14 protein-coding genes, 1 tRNA gene and 1 pseudogene are annotated in these 14,714 nt (G+C 65.3%); 4 read left to right on the forward strand and 12 right to left on the reverse strand.

Annotated elements, in window-relative coordinates; genetic code table 11:
- Positions 1–201 precede the first annotated feature (201 nt).
- Positions 202–277: transfer RNA gene (locus tag ACED67_RS07520), tRNA-Ala, on the reverse strand.
- Positions 278–380: 103 nt separating this feature from the next.
- Positions 381–716, reverse strand: coding sequence for a TIGR02300 family protein (locus tag ACED67_RS07525; protein WP_395540954.1), 336 nt, complete (start codon positions 714–716; stop codon positions 381–383).
- Between the two features lie 164 nt (positions 717–880).
- Between ACED67_RS07525 and ACED67_RS07530 the strand changes: the two genes are divergently transcribed.
- The 4 genes from ACED67_RS07530 to ACED67_RS07545 all read left to right on the forward strand — a co-directional run bounded on the left by ACED67_RS07530 (position 881) and on the right by ACED67_RS07545 (position 4,263).
- Positions 881–1,573, forward strand: a complete 693-nt coding sequence (locus ACED67_RS07530) for a M48 family metallopeptidase (protein WP_395540955.1) — start codon at positions 881–883, stop codon at positions 1,571–1,573.
- A gap of 31 nt (positions 1,574–1,604) precedes the next feature.
- Positions 1,605–2,261 (forward strand): GntR family transcriptional regulator, encoded by a 657-nt coding sequence (locus ACED67_RS07535; protein ID WP_395540956.1) that lies wholly within the window; start codon positions 1,605–1,607, stop codon positions 2,259–2,261.
- Between the two features lie 209 nt (positions 2,262–2,470).
- Entirely contained in the window at positions 2,471–3,382 is a 912-nt protein-coding gene (locus tag ACED67_RS07540) for a pirin family protein (RefSeq protein WP_395540957.1), read from the forward strand.
- A gap of 107 nt (positions 3,383–3,489) precedes the next feature.
- Positions 3,490–4,263: an intradiol ring-cleavage dioxygenase gene (locus tag ACED67_RS07545; protein WP_395540958.1), complete on the forward strand. Its 774-nt coding sequence runs from the start codon at positions 3,490–3,492 to the stop codon at positions 4,261–4,263.
- Positions 4,264–4,313: 50 nt separating this feature from the next.
- Here ACED67_RS07545 and lpdA read toward each other — a convergent pair whose 3' ends face one another.
- From lpdA to sucC, 10 genes and pseudogenes are all read right to left on the reverse strand, one after another.
- On the reverse strand, positions 4,314–5,702 hold the full coding sequence (lpdA, locus tag ACED67_RS07550; protein ID WP_395540959.1) for a dihydrolipoyl dehydrogenase: 1,389 nt from the start codon (positions 5,700–5,702) through the stop codon (positions 4,314–4,316).
- 85 nt (positions 5,703–5,787) lie between these two features.
- A complete protein-coding gene (locus ACED67_RS07555; protein ID WP_395540960.1) occupies positions 5,788–6,180 on the reverse strand; it encodes an MAPEG family protein in 393 nt (130 codons plus the stop codon).
- A 3-nt stretch (positions 6,181–6,183) separates the two neighbouring features.
- Positions 6,184–6,420, reverse strand: a complete 237-nt coding sequence (locus ACED67_RS07560; RefSeq protein WP_395540961.1) for a hypothetical protein — start codon at positions 6,418–6,420, stop codon at positions 6,184–6,186.
- A 40-nt stretch (positions 6,421–6,460) separates the two neighbouring features.
- Complete coding sequence (locus ACED67_RS07565; protein ID WP_395540962.1) at positions 6,461–7,210, reverse strand: SpoIIAA family protein; 750 nt, start codon at positions 7,208–7,210, stop codon at positions 6,461–6,463.
- A 311-nt stretch (positions 7,211–7,521) separates the two neighbouring features.
- Positions 7,522–8,775 (reverse strand): annotated as a pseudogene (odhB, locus tag ACED67_RS07570) (2-oxoglutarate dehydrogenase complex dihydrolipoyllysine-residue succinyltransferase); the annotation flags it as partial.
- Between the two features lie 8 nt (positions 8,776–8,783).
- Positions 8,784–11,750: a 2-oxoglutarate dehydrogenase E1 component gene (locus ACED67_RS07575; protein WP_395540963.1), complete on the reverse strand. Its 2,967-nt coding sequence runs from the start codon at positions 11,748–11,750 to the stop codon at positions 8,784–8,786.
- Between the two features lie 9 nt (positions 11,751–11,759).
- Complete coding sequence (locus ACED67_RS07580; RefSeq protein WP_395540964.1) at positions 11,760–12,242, reverse strand: hypothetical protein; 483 nt, start codon at positions 12,240–12,242, stop codon at positions 11,760–11,762.
- Positions 12,243–12,244: 2 nt separating this feature from the next.
- The gene (gene sucD, locus ACED67_RS07585) at positions 12,245–13,129 is read right to left on the reverse strand and encodes a succinate--CoA ligase subunit alpha (protein WP_395540965.1); all 885 of its coding nucleotides are present in this window, start codon (positions 13,127–13,129) and stop codon (positions 12,245–12,247) included.
- Between the two features lies 1 nt (position 13,130).
- On the reverse strand, positions 13,131–13,415 hold the full coding sequence (locus tag ACED67_RS07590) for a hypothetical protein (protein ID WP_395540966.1): 285 nt from the start codon (positions 13,413–13,415) through the stop codon (positions 13,131–13,133).
- A gap of 4 nt (positions 13,416–13,419) precedes the next feature.
- Complete coding sequence (gene sucC, locus ACED67_RS07595) at positions 13,420–14,613, reverse strand: ADP-forming succinate--CoA ligase subunit beta (protein ID WP_395540967.1); 1,194 nt, start codon at positions 14,611–14,613, stop codon at positions 13,420–13,422.
- Between the last annotated feature and the right edge of the window lie 101 nt (positions 14,614–14,714).

A 14,714-nucleotide genomic window follows, 5' to 3' on the forward strand; every position in this document is an offset into this window, starting at 1 on the left:
CGCACACACCAGTCCCGCGCGGCAGCCGAAATGCCGCCCGCGCCGAGCAGCCTTCGTTGATCGGGTCGGCCGTCAGCATCAGCCGATAAGCCACAAGGGCGGAGGGGCGGCGAAGCCCCCACCATGGGCGAGGCCCGGAAAACCGAAAGACGGCCGCCCCTTGCGGGGATCGGCCGTCTTTTCAGCGATTTAGGAGTTTGTTGGTGGAGCCAGGGGGGATCGAACCCCCGACCTCTTGAATGCCATTCAAGCGCTCTCCCATCTGAGCTATGGCCCCACCGGAGGTCTCGTGCCGGTCAGGACCGGCGCGATGGGCGGTGTTTACGGAAGGCCGCGGGGGGGCGCAAGTGGAAAAATGCAGCCCCGCGGCCCCGTTTTCGTCAGACGTCTTCCTCGTCCCCGGCAACGTCGGCCAGATCATCCAGCGAGACATTGTCGTCGCTGTCATCTTCCAGCAGATCATCGTCCAGCTCGGTATCCTCGGCGCCCGCGGTTTCCAGCAGATCGTCTTCGCCGTCGATATCCTCGACCAGCACATCTTCGTCCTTCTGGGGCGTGACGCGCGAGATGACCGAGGCGGCCAGCTTGCGGCGGGCGGATTCGATATCGACGACTTCGCCGGTATAGGGGCTGACGACCGGCGTGCGGTTCATGTCGTAAAAGCGCTTGCCGGTGGTCGGGCAGAGGCGCTTGGTGCCCCAGTCTTCCTTGGACATGGGTCGTCCCTTCGGTTCTGGCCCGGGCCGCGCGGCGGCGCGGCGGGGGCGGTCTGTTCGGAAAGCCGCCCCTTGCCATAGCGCGGTGCGGCTGTCAAAGGCTTTCGCAGCCGCGCTCAGATGCGCTTTCGCGGGGCGCTGTTCAAGGGGAATTTGCAGCAATCATGGCGGTTCTGCCGGGTTCGCCCCCGATCGACATCGTGATGAAGCGATCCGCCCGCGCGCGGCGTTTCTCGCTGCGCGTTTCGCGGCTGGATGGGCGGGTGACGCTGACCCTGCCGGCGCGGGCGCGCGAGAGCGAAGCGGTGCGATTCCTTCACGCGCAAGAGGGTTGGCTGCGCCAAACCCTGTCCGAAATGCCCGAAACCGCGGGCGAGGCGGTGAGGATCGGCACGCTTCTGCCGGTCGAGGGGCGGCTGTTGCGGCTGGAAAGCGCGACGGGCCGCAGCGTGCGGGTCGAGGACGAGCGTCTGCTGGTGCCGGGCGATCCCGCCCAGGCGGGTGCGCGGGTGGCGGCCTGGCTCAAGGTTCTGGCGCGTGACCGGCTGGCGCGCGATTCGGCGCATTTCGCCGGGCTGGTCGGCCGCAGCTACAGCCGCCTGACGCTGCGCGATACGCGATCGCGCTGGGGTTCCTGCGCGCCGGACGGGGCGCTGATGTATTCCTGGCGGCTGATTCTCGCGCCGCCCTCGGTGCTGTCCTATGTCGCGGCGCATGAGGTGGCCCATCTGGTCGAGATGAACCATTCCGCCGCCTATTGGGCCATCGTGACGCGGATCTGTCCTGGCTGGAAGCGCGAGCGCGCCTGGTTGCGGTCCGAGGGTCAGGCGCTGCACCGCTGGCGCTTTGGCGATTGACCGGGCCGCGCGCCCCGTGTTCCCTGCGGCCATGAGCGACGCGCCCCGCCCCCGCCTGTCAGACCCCAATGCCGCCGCGCATGAGCGACTGTATCGCAGCCTGCGCCAGCAGGTGATGCATGGCGAGTTGGCGCCCGGACAGGCGCTGACGCTGCGCGGCCTGGGCAAGCAATTCGGCGTGTCGATGACGCCTGCGCGCGAGGCGGTGCGGCGGCTGGTGGCTGAAGGGGCGCTGACGCTGTCATCCTCGGGCCGGATCTCGACGCCGGAACTGTCGCCAGAGCGGATTGAGGAGCTGGCGGCGATCCGCGCCATGCTGGAGCCGGAAATGGCGGCCCGTGCCCTGCCGCGTGCCCATTTCGCGCTGATCGAGCGGCTAGCCGCGATCAACGCGCTGAATGCCGAGGCCGTGGCGCGGCAGGACGCCGTGGCCTATCTGCGCACCAATCTGGAGTTCCACCGCACCCTCTACCTGCGCGCCCAGACTCCGGCGATGCTGGCCATGTGCGAGACGGTGTGGTTGCAACTTGGGCCGACGATGCGGGCGCTTTACGCGCGGTTGCGGCGGAACGAGCCACCCCAGCACCACCGCCATATCCTGGCGGCGCTGCGGGCCGGGGACGAGCCGGGGCTGCGGCTGGCGGTGCGGACCGATGTGACGCAGGGGCTGCGGCATCTGGCGAGCTGAGGCCTGTCAGGCCGATTGTCCCACGGTGGGACAATCGTGGCCCGCAAGTGATTCAACGGGTTACGATTCCGAATTTACCCTTTCGCAACTATTGCAAATTCGCACAATCGACCTGTGCGGCTGGGACTTGGACGAATCTGCCGGCCGCCCCATCTTGGGGCCAAGCGAAACCAGACCCTCGCGCAAGGCGAGGCCAGAGGAGGAAAGACATGTCGATCCGTCCCGTTCTTGAAACCCGCCGCGCCCAGCCCACGATGGAGGGCGCCGGCGTCCGGCTGCACCGCGCCTTCGGCTTTGCCGATCCGACCGAGGCTGACCCTTTCCTGCTGTTCGACGATTTCCGGGGTGATCGGCCCTCGGATTATCAGGCCGGTTTCCCCTGGCATCCGCATCGCGGCATCGAGACCATCACCTATGTACTGGCGGGCACGGTGGAACATGGCGACAGCCTGGGCAATCGCGGCACTTTGGGCGCGGGCAGCCTGCAACTGATGACGGCGGGGCGCGGCATCCTGCATCAGGAAATGCCCAAGGGCGATGCGCAGGGCCGGATGCATGGCTTCCAGCTTTGGGGCAATCTGCCTGGGGCGCTGAAGATGACCGATCCGCGCTATCAGGACATTCCCGGGCTGGAGTTGCCCGAGGTCACCGACGATGACGGCACCTCGATCAAGGTGGTGATCGGCGACTACAAGGGGATCCGCAGCCCGGTCGACGGTATCGCGGCCGAGCCGCAATATCTGGATATCTTCGTGCCTGCGGGCCGCAAGAAGCGTTTCAAGGTCGACACCTATCGCCGCGCCTTTGCCTATGTCTTTGAGGGGGCAGCGCGTTTCGCCGATGCCAGCCACCCTGAAGGCGTGCTTCTGGAAAAGGAAGTCGCCGGGCAGGAGGTGAATATCCGCGACCTCTCGGGCAACCGGACGCTGGTGCGCTTTGGCAGTGGCGATGAGGTGACGGTGCAGGCCGGGCCGGAGGGGGTGCGCTTCCTGCTGGTTTCGGGTGCGCCGATCGAGGAGCCGGTGGCCTGGGCCGGGCCGATCGTGATGAACACGCAGGCCGAGTTGCAGCAGGCCTTTGCCGAGCTGCGAAACGGCACGTTCATCAAGCCGGCGCATTGAGCGCGGGGGGCGGGTCTTTCGGCCCGCCCCCGGTTTCGTCCGAAAACCGGATCGTCGCAGCGACGGAACCGCGCCTGGCGGGCGTGTGACCCCGCAGGAGACCGCATATGACCCTGACCGTTCTTGATCGTCGCAGCCTGCTCAATGCCCTCGCGCTGGCCCCCGCTGCCGTGGCCCTTTCCCCCGCCCTGCGCGCCGAGGCGCAGGCTTCGGGGCTGATCACCAGCGATGTCTGCATGGTGCAGAAGGAGGTTACGGAAGGCCCGTTCTACCTTGATCCCAGGCTGATCCGCAGCGACATCACCGAGGGGCGGCCCGGCTTGCCGCCGGTGCTGCGGCTGCAGGTGGTGACGGCGGATTGCCAGCCCATCGTCGCGGCGCGGGTGGATGTCTGGCATTGCGATGCCGGGGGGCTTTATTCCGGCGTCGACAACATGGGCGGCGGCGATACGACCGGCGAGACCTTCCTGCGCGGAACGCAGATGACGGGCGCGGATGGCGTGGCCGAGTTCCGCACCATCTTTCCCGGCTGGTATCGCGGCAGGGCGGTGCATATCCATTACAAGGTCTGGTTTGATGAAGCCAACCTTTTGACTGGACAAGTGTTTTTCGACGACAGCCTGTCGGACACGATCTATGCCGAACATCCGGCCTATGAGGGGCGTGGCGTCCGGGACCAGCTGAATGGCAGCGACCGGATCGCGCAGCAGGCGGGGGCTGCGGCGGTGGCGCGGCTGGAGCTGGATGCGCCCGATGGCGAGGCGGTGGCGGCGCTGGTCGTCGGCGTCGACGAGGGCGCGCGGTCGGGCAGCCTGCTGGAGCGGCTGTTCGGTCGGCACGCAGATCCGGGGGCGTTGCCCCCGGACGCCCGGACTATTTAAGCCAAGAGGAAGAAAGGATAGCGCGCGGTGCCGCGCGCGCCGTCCTGTCTTCAGGCGTGGATCGCGCCCAAGCCGCAGGCAAGGGCGGCTTCGCGCACCGCCTCGCTATAGGTGGGGTGCGCGTGACAGGTCAGCGCAAGGTCTTGTGCTGACGCGCCGAATTCCATCGCCACGCAGACCTCATGGATCAGGTCGCCCGCGCCCGGCCCGATGATGTGGCAGCCCAGGATGCGGTCGGTTTCCTTGTCAGCCAGAAGTTTCACGAAGCCTTCGGTCTGGAACACGGCCTTGGCGCGCGCATTGCCCATGAAGGGAAACTTGCCGATCTTGTAGGCGCGGCCCTGTTCCTTCAACTGCTCTTCCGTCGCGCCCACGCTGGCCACCTCGGGCGTCGTGTATACCACGCCGGGGATGACGTCGTAGTTAACGTGACCGTGCTTGCCGGCGAGGATTTCGGCAACGGCCATGCCCTCATCTTCGGCTTTATGCGCCAGCATCGGGCCGGCCACCGCATCGCCGATCGCATACAAGCCGCTGATATTGGTGGCGAAATGGCTGTCGGTCTTGACGGTGCCGCGCGGCCCCATCTCGACCCCCAGCGCCTCGAGCCCGAGGCCTGCGGTATAGGGTTTGCGGCCCGTCGCGACCAGGACGGCATCGGCGGTGATCTCGCCAGCGGCATCGTTCTTGCGCAGCTTCCACGAGACATGGGCCTGTTTGCCCCTGCGCTCGACCGTCTGGACGGCGGCGCCAAGCACGAATTTAAGCCCCTGTTTCGTCAGGATTCTCTGGAAGGTCTTGGCAACCTCGGCATCCATGCCGGGGGTGATGGCGTCAAGATATTCGACCACCGTGACCTCGGCGCCCAGGCGGGCATAGACCGAGCCCATTTCCAGTCCGATCACGCCGGCGCCGATCACGACCATGGATTTCGGGATCTTCGGCAGGGTCAGGGCTCCGGTCGAGGTGATGATCACCTCTTCGTCCACGGTGATGCCGGGCAGGACGGAAGCCTCGGAACCCGTTGCAATCACGATGTTTTTCGCGGAGTGCACCTCTTCCCCGACCTTGACCTTGCCCGGCTCGGGGATCGAACCCCAGCCCTTGAGCCAAGTGACCTTGTTCTTCTTGAACAGGAACTCGATGCCCTTGGTGTTGCCGGCGACCGTATCGTCCTTGTAGCGCAGCATCCGTTCCCAATCGACTTTGACCTTGGCGCCCATCAGGCCCATTTTCTCAAAGTTTTCATGGGTTTCGTGCAGAAGATGCGTCGCGTTCAGCAAGGCTTTCGAGGGGATGCAGCCCACGTTGAGGCAGGTGCCGCCCAGGGTTTCGCGCCCTTCGACACAGGCGGTTTTCAGGCCCAGTTGGGCACAGTGGATGGCGCAGACATAGCCGCCGGGGCCGCCGCCGATCACGATCACGTCGAATTCTGCCATGGTCATTTCCTTCAGTGTTTTCGGTATTTTGACTGTCTTCCGAACGTCTTCCAAACGTCTTCCCAAGGTCTTCCGGGAAAAGGGATCAGATCAGGGCGGACAGGATGAGGATCAGGGTTGCGAAGAAACCCGCCGCCCAGAGAAGCGAGCGCCAGGGCACGAGGCCCAGGACATAAGCGGGCAGGTAGAGGAGGCGGGCCAGGACATAGACCCAGGCGGCGATTTGGGTCAGCGCGGTGGACTGGCCGGTGAAATGGACGAGCAGCACGGCGGGGGCAAAGAGCACCAGCCCCTCGAAGCCGTTCGACACCGCGCGCAGGTTGCGGCCCAGCCGGGACGAGAGCGGCGGCAGCGGCGGGTCGCGCGGCGAGAGGGTGACGCGCGGCCCGAGTTCGCGGTTCGCCACCACGGCCATCAGCGCCAGCGTGGCCATCTGGACCAGCAGGGCGGCGGCAAGGGCGGCAAGCTCGGGCGTCATGGATCAGACCGTCTTGAGGAAGCGGGCCTGGACGGCATGGCCAAGCCCGGCGCGGGTTGCCAGCCAGGCCTCGGCCTTGGTCCGGCTGCCGACCTGTAGAAGCGCCAGGATCGCGCCCGCGTCATCGGTCCAGATCTGCAGGGTCGAGAGACCGGCATCGGCAAGCGACTCGGCCTGGGTGTCGAACTCGGCCTTCCAGGCGGCGTAATCGCCTTGGGTTTCGATCAGCAGTTGTTGCATGGCGACCTCGGGCAAGGGAGGGGGACGGGACGGGTCTGGGTCATTCCGGGGCGGCTGCCTTGTCGGCGGATTTCAGGAAGGCGACCGCCGCATCGAAGCTGTCGGCGTCGAAGAATCGGACCGGCTTGCCGATGATCTGGGCGCCGACCCGTTCGGCCAGGCGTTGCCAGGGCTTGTTGCCCAGGATCGCGGCGCGTTCGACCAGCGGGATATGGGCGCGGGCCAGCTTGAAATGCTGGCCAAGCGCGGACAGGCCCTGCCAGCCGTCAAATTCGCGCAGGTCGATCAGCAGGCGGAACTGGTCATTGGCGCGGATGAAGGCGTCAAGATCGCCTGCCTCGCCGGCATAGGCGGCGGCATCAAGCTTGCCGATCAGCCGGATCTGCACCACGCCGTCGCCGAGGTCGATCTGATGGATCGCGCCCAGGGATTCGCGCAGCCAGCGGCGGGCCTCGTCCTCCTGGCCCAGCGGGAAGACGCGGACCGGGCAGGGCATGATCGGGGCGAAAGCCTGGGCGGCGAGACGCAGCCATGTGGTGTCGGTGACGATGGCGCAGCGGTCAAAGCCGGACCAGTGCTTGAGGCCCATGCGGGCGTCGTCGAGCATGGCGGCAAAGCTGTAGCCCTGGAACCCGGCATCGAAGCGGACCAGCACGCGGATATGGTCATGCGCCTCGATCGCGGCGTCGATAGCGGGCATCAGGACGGCGGTATAGTCTTCGTCGGTGACCTTGCCGGTCACGGTGATTTCAAGCAGGTCGTTGGTTGCTGTCGGCTGGATGGTGATCATGGCAATCCCTTCTTCTGCCGGGTGCAGGGGAGGGAAAGCGGGGTCCATCCCCCGATCGTGGTGGAAGACCCGACCCCTTGGTCCGGCTTTCCTGATCTGTCCAAGGATGCATGGCAAAGCCACCCGGACAGATCAGATATAGCACCGCGCCCTTGCGCCGCAAGGCGGCCGCCCGCCGCAGCGCGACCTGAGAGAGAGGGGCGGAACAAGCGGGGCATGGGGCCTCGACAGGGGGGACGCGCGAGGGGGGCGGCCCGTCTTGTGGAAAGAGGAACCCCGGGCGCGCGCGGCGCCGGGGTTCCCCTGTTTGATCACAGATCCATCAGCAGGCGACGGGGATCTTCCAGCGCCTCTTTCACGCGGACGAGGAAGGTCACGGCGCCCTTGCCGTCGACGATGCGGTGATCGTAGCTGAGCGCCAGATACATCATCGGGCGGATGACGATCTGGCCGTTCACCACCACCGGACGGTCCTGGATCTTGTGCATGCCAAGGATGCCCGATTGCGGCGGGTTCAGGATCGGCGAGGACATCAAGGAGCCATAGACGCCGCCGTTCGAGATGGTGAACGACCCGCCCTGCATTTCCGCCATGGAAAGCTTGCCGTCGCGGGCGCGCAGGCCCAGTTCGGCGATCTTCTTCTCGATGGCGGCAAAGCCCATCTGGTCGGCATCGCGCACCACGGGGACGACCAGGCCCGACGGCGTGCCGACGGCGACGCCCATATGGACATAGTTCTTGTAGACCACGTCCTGACCGTCGATCTCGGCATTGACCTCGGGCACTTCCTTGAGCGCGTGGCAGCAGGCCTTGACGAAGAAGGACATGAAGCCAAGCTTCACGCCGTGCTTCTTTTCGAACACGTCCTTGTACTCGTTGCGCAGGGACATGATGCCGGACATGTCGACCTCGTTATAGGTCGTCAGCATGGCGGCGGTGTTCTGCGCGTCTTTCAGGCGACGGGCGATGGTCTGGCGCAGCCGGGTCATCTTGACCCGTTCCTCGCGGGCGGCGTCATCGGCGGGCACGGGCGCACGCGGGATGGCGGCGGGGGCGGGGGCGGGCGCGGCAGCCGCGGCGGCGGCCCCGGCGGCCCCGGCCACGGTGCGGGCCACGTCTTCCTTCATCACGCGGCCATCCTTGCCGGTGCCCTGAACGGCATCCCGCGACAGGCCGGCCTCGGCCATGGCCTTCTTGGCGGAAGGCGCGTCCTCGACATCGGCGCGGGGGGTGACGGTCTCGGGGCCGGCGCCGGGCGAGCCGACGGCGGCGGCGGCTTCGGCCTTGGGTTCGGGCGCCTTGGCCGCGGCGGGGGCGGCGGCGGCCGCGCCCTCGGTCACGATCGCGAGGCGCGCATTGGCGGCGACGGTCGTGCCTTCGGGGGCGAGGATTTCGGCCAGCACGCCGGTGACGGGCGAGGGGACCTCGACCGAGACCTTGTCGGTCTCGAGCTCGCAGAGCATCTCGTCCTGCTTGACCGCATCGCCGGGCTTCTTGAACCAGGTCGAGACGGTGGCTTCGCTGACGCTTTCGCCCAGGGCGGGCACCATGACGTCGGTCATCTTCTACTCCTTCAGGCGATGGTCAGCGCGGCGTCGACCAGCGCGGTTTGTTCGTATTTGTGGCGCGAGGCGAGGCCCGTCGCCGGCGAGGCGCTGGCCGCGCGGCCGGCGTATTTCGCCCGCAGCGGCGTGCCGCGGACCTTGGTCAGAAGGACCTCCAGCTCGGGTTCGATGAAGGACCAGGCCCCCTGGTTCTTGGGTTCTTCCTGGCACCAGACGAAATCGGCATTGGCAAAGCGCGACAGTTCCGCCGTCAGCGCCATGGTCGGCACCGGGTAGATCTGTTCCAGCCGAAGGAGATAGACATCGTCGAGACCACGCGCATCGCGTTCGGCCAGAAGGTCGTAATAGACCTTGCCCGAGCAGATCACGACGCGGCGGATCTGGTCATCGGATTTCAGCTTGGTGTCCGAATGTCCCTTTTGCGCATCGTCCCAAAGGACGCGGTGGAAGGTGGAGCCATTGGTGAAATCGGCCGCGTCCGAGATGCACATCGGATGGCGCAGCAGGGATTTCGGTGTCATCAGGATCAGCGGCTTGCGGAAGTCGCGATGCAGCTGGCGGCGCAGGATGTGGAAGTAGTTGGCCGGCGTCGAGCAATTGGCGACGATCCAGTTCTCTTCCGCAGAGAGTTGCAGGAAGCGTTCCAGGCGGGCCGAGGAATGTTCCGGGCCCTGGCCTTCAAAGCCATGCGGCAGAAGGACGACAAGGCCCGACATGCGCAGCCATTTCGATTCGCCCGAGTTGACGAACTGGTCGAACATGATCTGGGCGCCATTGGCGAAATCGCCGAACTGGGCCTCCCAGAGCGTCAGCGCGTTCGGTTCCGACAGCGAATAGCCGTATTCGAAGCCCAGGACGGCATATTCCGAGAGCATCGAGTCGATGACCTCATACTTCGCCTGGCCCGCACGGATGTGGTTCAGCGGGTAATAGCGTTCCTCGGTCGCCTGGTCGACAAGGCCGGAATGACGCTGCGAGAAGGTGCCGCGGGTGCAGTCCTGCCCTGCCAGGCGCACCGGGAAGCCTTCGACCTGCAAGGAGCCGAAGGCCAGCGCCTCGGCGGTGGCCCAGTCAAAGCCGGTGCCGCTTTCGAACATCTTCTTCTTGGCCTCGAGCTGGCGGCCAACGGTCTTGTGCAGCTCGAACCCTTCCGGCACGCGAGTCAGCGCCGCGCCGATTTCGGCGAAGGTCTCGGCTTTGATCCAGGTTTCGCCGCGCTGGTAGCTGTCCAGCTCTTTGGCCTGCATGTTCTTCCAGCGCCCGTCCAGCCAGTCGGCCTTGTTGGGCTTGAAGTTCTTGCCGGCCTCGTATTCCTCGTTCAGCCGGGCCTGGAAGGCGGCCTTCATATCCTCAATCTCGCCTTCCGGAATCAGCCCGTCGGCGACAAGGCGTTCGGTGTAAAGCTGCAAGGTCGTCTTCTGCCGGCGGATGCGGTTGTACATCTGCGGGTTGGTGAACATCGGCTCGTCGCCTTCGTTATGGCCGAAGCGGCGATAGCAGAAGATGTCGATGACCACGTCCTTGTGGAACTTCTGGCGGAATTCGGTCGCCACTTTGGCGGCGTGCACCACGGCCTCGGGATCGTCGCCATTCACGTGGAAGATCGGCGCCTCGACCATGAGCGCGATGTCGGTCGGATAGGGCGAGGTGCGCGAGAAATGCGGCGCGGTGGTGAAGCCGATCTGGTTGTTGACGATGATATGGATGCAGCCGCCGGTGCGATGGCCCTTGATGCCCGAAAGCTGAAGGCATTCCGCCACGACGCCCTGGCCCGCGAAGGCCGCGTCGCCATGGAGAAGGATCGGCAGCACCGCGATGCGTTCGGCAGAGTCGTTATACTGGTCCTGCTTGGCGCGGACCTTGCCCAGAACGACCGGGTTCACCGCCTCGAGGTGGCTGGGGTTGGCGGTCAGCGACAGGTGGACGGTATGGCCGTCAAAGGTGCGGTCGGAGGACGCGCCGAGGTGGTATTTCACATCGCCGGACCCATCGACATCCTCGGGCTTGTAGGAGCCGCCCTGGAATTCGTGGAAGATCGCCTTGTAGGGCTTTTGCAGCACATTCGCGAGCACGTTCAGGCGGCCGCGATGCGGCATGCCGATGATGACTTCCTTGACGCCCAGATTGCCGCCGCGCTTGATGATCTGCTCCATGGCGGGGATCAGAGCTTCGCCGCCGTCCAGGCCGAAGCGCTTGGTCCCCATGTATTTGACATGGAGGAACTTTTCGTAGCCCTCGGCCTCGACCAGCTTGTTCAGAATGGCCTTGCGCCCCTCGCGGGTGAAGGCGATTTCCTTGCCGTAGCCTTCGATCCGTTCCTTGAGCCAGGCGGCCTGTTCGGGGTCGGAGATGTGCATGTATTGCAGGGCGAAGGTGCCGCAATAGGTGCGCTTCACGATCTCGATGATCTGGCGCATCGAGGCATGGGTGAGACCCAGCACATTGTCGATGAAGATCGGCCGGTCCATGTCGGCTTCGGTGAAGCCGTAGGAGGTGGGGTCCAGCTCGGGATGGGGCACCTCTTCGCGCATGCCCAGCGGGTCAAGGTCAGCGGCCAGATGGCCGCGGATGCGGTAGGCGCGGATGATCATCAGGGCGCGGATGGAATCGATCACGGCGCGCTGCAATTGCGCCTCGGTCAGGTTGACGCCCGCCTCGGAGGCCTTGTCGGCGATCTTCTTGCCCGCGGCCTTGGCATCCTTGGTGGGGGCCATCGGCCATTCGCCGGTCAGGGCGGCGGTCAGGTCATCGGCGGCCTGCGGCGGCCAGTCGGCGCGCGCCCAGGACGGTCCTGCGGCGGCCTGACGGGCATCCTTTTCGGAATCCCCGAGGGCGCGGAAGAACTCGGCCCATTGCGCATCGACCGAATTGGGATCGGCGGCATAGCGCGCCTGCAACTGATCGACATAATCGGCATTCGCCCCGTCGAGGAAGGACGAGGCGGTGAAGGCGGCGGTGGGGGATTGGTCGGTCATGGGGTCACCTCAGGGGGAGGGGGGTGTCGGAGACTTGTGGAGTGGGCGGCACAAGATCCAAAGCAGGAAAAAGATCGAGAAAAAGAGCCAGACTATGGCAAGCGGGACAGCCCAGGCCTGGACGCCGGGTCTCAATCCCGCGCCGGTCACCAGGGCGGATATGAGAAACATGATCACCGGATAGAGTGAGAGCAGCGGGACAGCGGCGACTGGCGGCGAAACACCTGCGGCGCGGAGGCGAGGTTTCATCAACCAGACAAGCGGAAGTGCGGCCAACAGCCAGGGAACCAGAACGACAAGGAAGACCCTATAAGGCGCAGCCTCCTGGTGGTCTTCGAACAGGGCGATCATGATCTGTGTGCCGACGAAAAGGATGGCAAGGGACGACAGCGGCCAGGTGGCGGCAAACCATCCGCCCTCGGTCCCGGAAACCGGGTCTGAGGGCGAGAAGGACTTGGCGAACCAAGCCTTTATGGCTTGCGCCACCCCCATGATCAGCCCTTGATCGCCTTGAGCACGGCCTCGCCCAGGGTGGCCGGGCTGTCGGCGACGACGATGCCGGCCGAAAGCATGGCCTCGATCTTCGATCCCGCATCGCCCTTGCCGCCCGCGACGATGGCGCCGGCATGGCCCATGCGGCGGCCGGGGGGGGCGGTGCGGCCGGCGATGAAGCCGGCGGTGGGCTTCCAGCGGCCCTTCTTCTTTTCCGAGGCGAGGAATTCGGCGGCTTCCTCTTCGGCCGACCCGCCGATTTCGCCGATCATGATGATCGAGGTGGTTTCGGGATCGGCGAGGAACATTTCCAGCACGTCGATATGTTCGGTGCCCTTGATCGGGTCGCCGCCGATGCCCACGGCCGAGGACTGGCCCAGGCCCACATCGGTGGTCTGCTTGACCGCCTCATAGGTCAGGGTGCCCGAGCGCGACACCACGCCGACCGAGCCCTTGGAAAAGATCGAGCCCGGCATGATGCCGATCTTGCATTCGCCGGGCGTCATCACGCCGGGGCAGTTCGGCCCGATCAGGCGGGACTTGGAATTGATCAGCGCGCGCTTGACCCGCATCATATCCAGCACCGGGATGCCCTCGGTGATGCAGACGATCAGCGGGATTTCGGCATCGATCGCCTCGAGGATCGAGTCGGCGGCGAAGGGCGGAGGGACGTAGATCGCGGTCGCGTCGGCGCCGGTTTTCGCGACGGCATCATGGACCGAGTCGAAGACCGGCAGGCCGAGATGCTCGGAGCCGCCTTTGCCGGGGGTCACGCCGCCGACCATCTTGGTGCCGTAAGCGATGGCCTGTTCGGTGTGGAAGGTGCCCTGGCTGCCGGTGATGCCCTGGCAGATGACCTTGGTAGCTTTGTTGACGAGAACGGCCATCTCAGGCCTCCTTCCGTTTGTTGAGACCAGCGATGACCTTCGTTATCGCGACTACGGTCAGTGGTAGGGCAACGAGCAGCGGTATGATTGCCACTCCCTCTCCCATTTCGCGCATCGTTTCATCGCCGGGAAAAGTGGAGGCATTGAGCCAGAGCAGGGCAACGCCCGCGATCCAGAGAAAAGCGCTGGCAAGGGTGAAATGACCTCCCGCCGATGTCGCGTAGCGGTATGCGAGCGCAACGAGTCCAGCTGACAGGACAAATGCGATAGATAGCATCCACGCCATCGAGCTATCCCCGTACCGCCTTGACGATCTTCTGCGCGCCATCCTTGAGGTCATCGGCGGCGATGACGTTCAGGCCGCTCTCGTTGATGATCTTCTTGCCCAGTTCGACATTCGTGCCTTCCAGGCGGACGACCAGCGGCACCTTGAGGCCGACTTCCTTGACCGCGGCGATCACGCCCTCGGCGATGATGTCGCAGCGCATGATGCCGCCGAAGATGTTGACCAGGATGCCTTTGACGTTCGGGTCCGAGGTGATGATCTTGAAGGCTTCGGTCACCTTCTCCTTGGTGGCGCCGCCGCCCACGTCGAGGAAGTTGGCCGGTTCCGCGCCGTAGAGCTTGATGATGTCCATCGTCGCCATGGCCAGGCCCGCGCCGTTGACCATGCAGCCGATCTCGCCATCGAGCGCGATGTAGTTCAGGTCGAACTTGGACGCGGCGAGTTCCTTCGGGTCTTCCTCGGTCTCGTCGCGCAGCGCGGCGATGTCGGGGTGGCGGTAGATGGCGTTGCCGTCAAAGCCCATCTTGGCATCGAGGAGCTTGAGATTGCCGTCCTTCAGCACGCAGAAGGGGTTGATCTCGAGCATGTCCATGTCCTTGTCCATGAAGAGCTGGTAGAGCTTCTTCACGATCTGGACGCATTGCTTGACCTGATTGCCCTTGAGCCCCAGCGAGAAGGCGATGCGACGGCCATGGAAATCCTGCAGGCCGGTGGCGGGGTCGATGGTGATGGTATGGATCTTCTCGGGCGTGTCATGGGCCACGTCCTCGATCGACATGCCACCCTCGGTCGAGGCGACAATCGAGATGCGCGAGGATTTGCGGTCGATCAGCAGGGCGAGATAGAATTCGCGATCAATGTCGCTGCCATCTTCGATATAGATGCGGTTGACCTGCTTGCCTGCGGCGCCGGTCTGCACGGTGACCAGGGTGCGGCCCAGCATCTGGCGGGCAAATTCGGCGGCTTCCTCGACCGAGAAGGCCAGGCGGACGCCGCCCTTTTCGCCGGCTTCGGGTTCCTTGAACTTGCCCTTGCCGCGGCCGCCGGCATGGATCTGCGATTTCACCACCCAGAGCGGACCGTCCAGTTCCCCTGCCGCGGTCTTGGCCTCTTCGGCCTTGAGCACGACGCGGCCGTCCGAGACCGGGATGCCGTAGCTGCGCAGAAGAGCCTTGGCCTGGTATTCGTGGATGTTCATGACGATGCGCCCCGCGGCTTTCGGTGGATTTTGCAGGCGTTTTGGCATGAACCCCACCACGGCCCAAGGTGATTTGCAGCGGGTGCGGCGAATTGCGCGGA

It is taken from the genome of Neotabrizicola paludis (assembly GCF_044142105.1).
GTDB lineage: Bacteria > Pseudomonadota > Alphaproteobacteria > Rhodobacterales > Rhodobacteraceae > Pseudogemmobacter.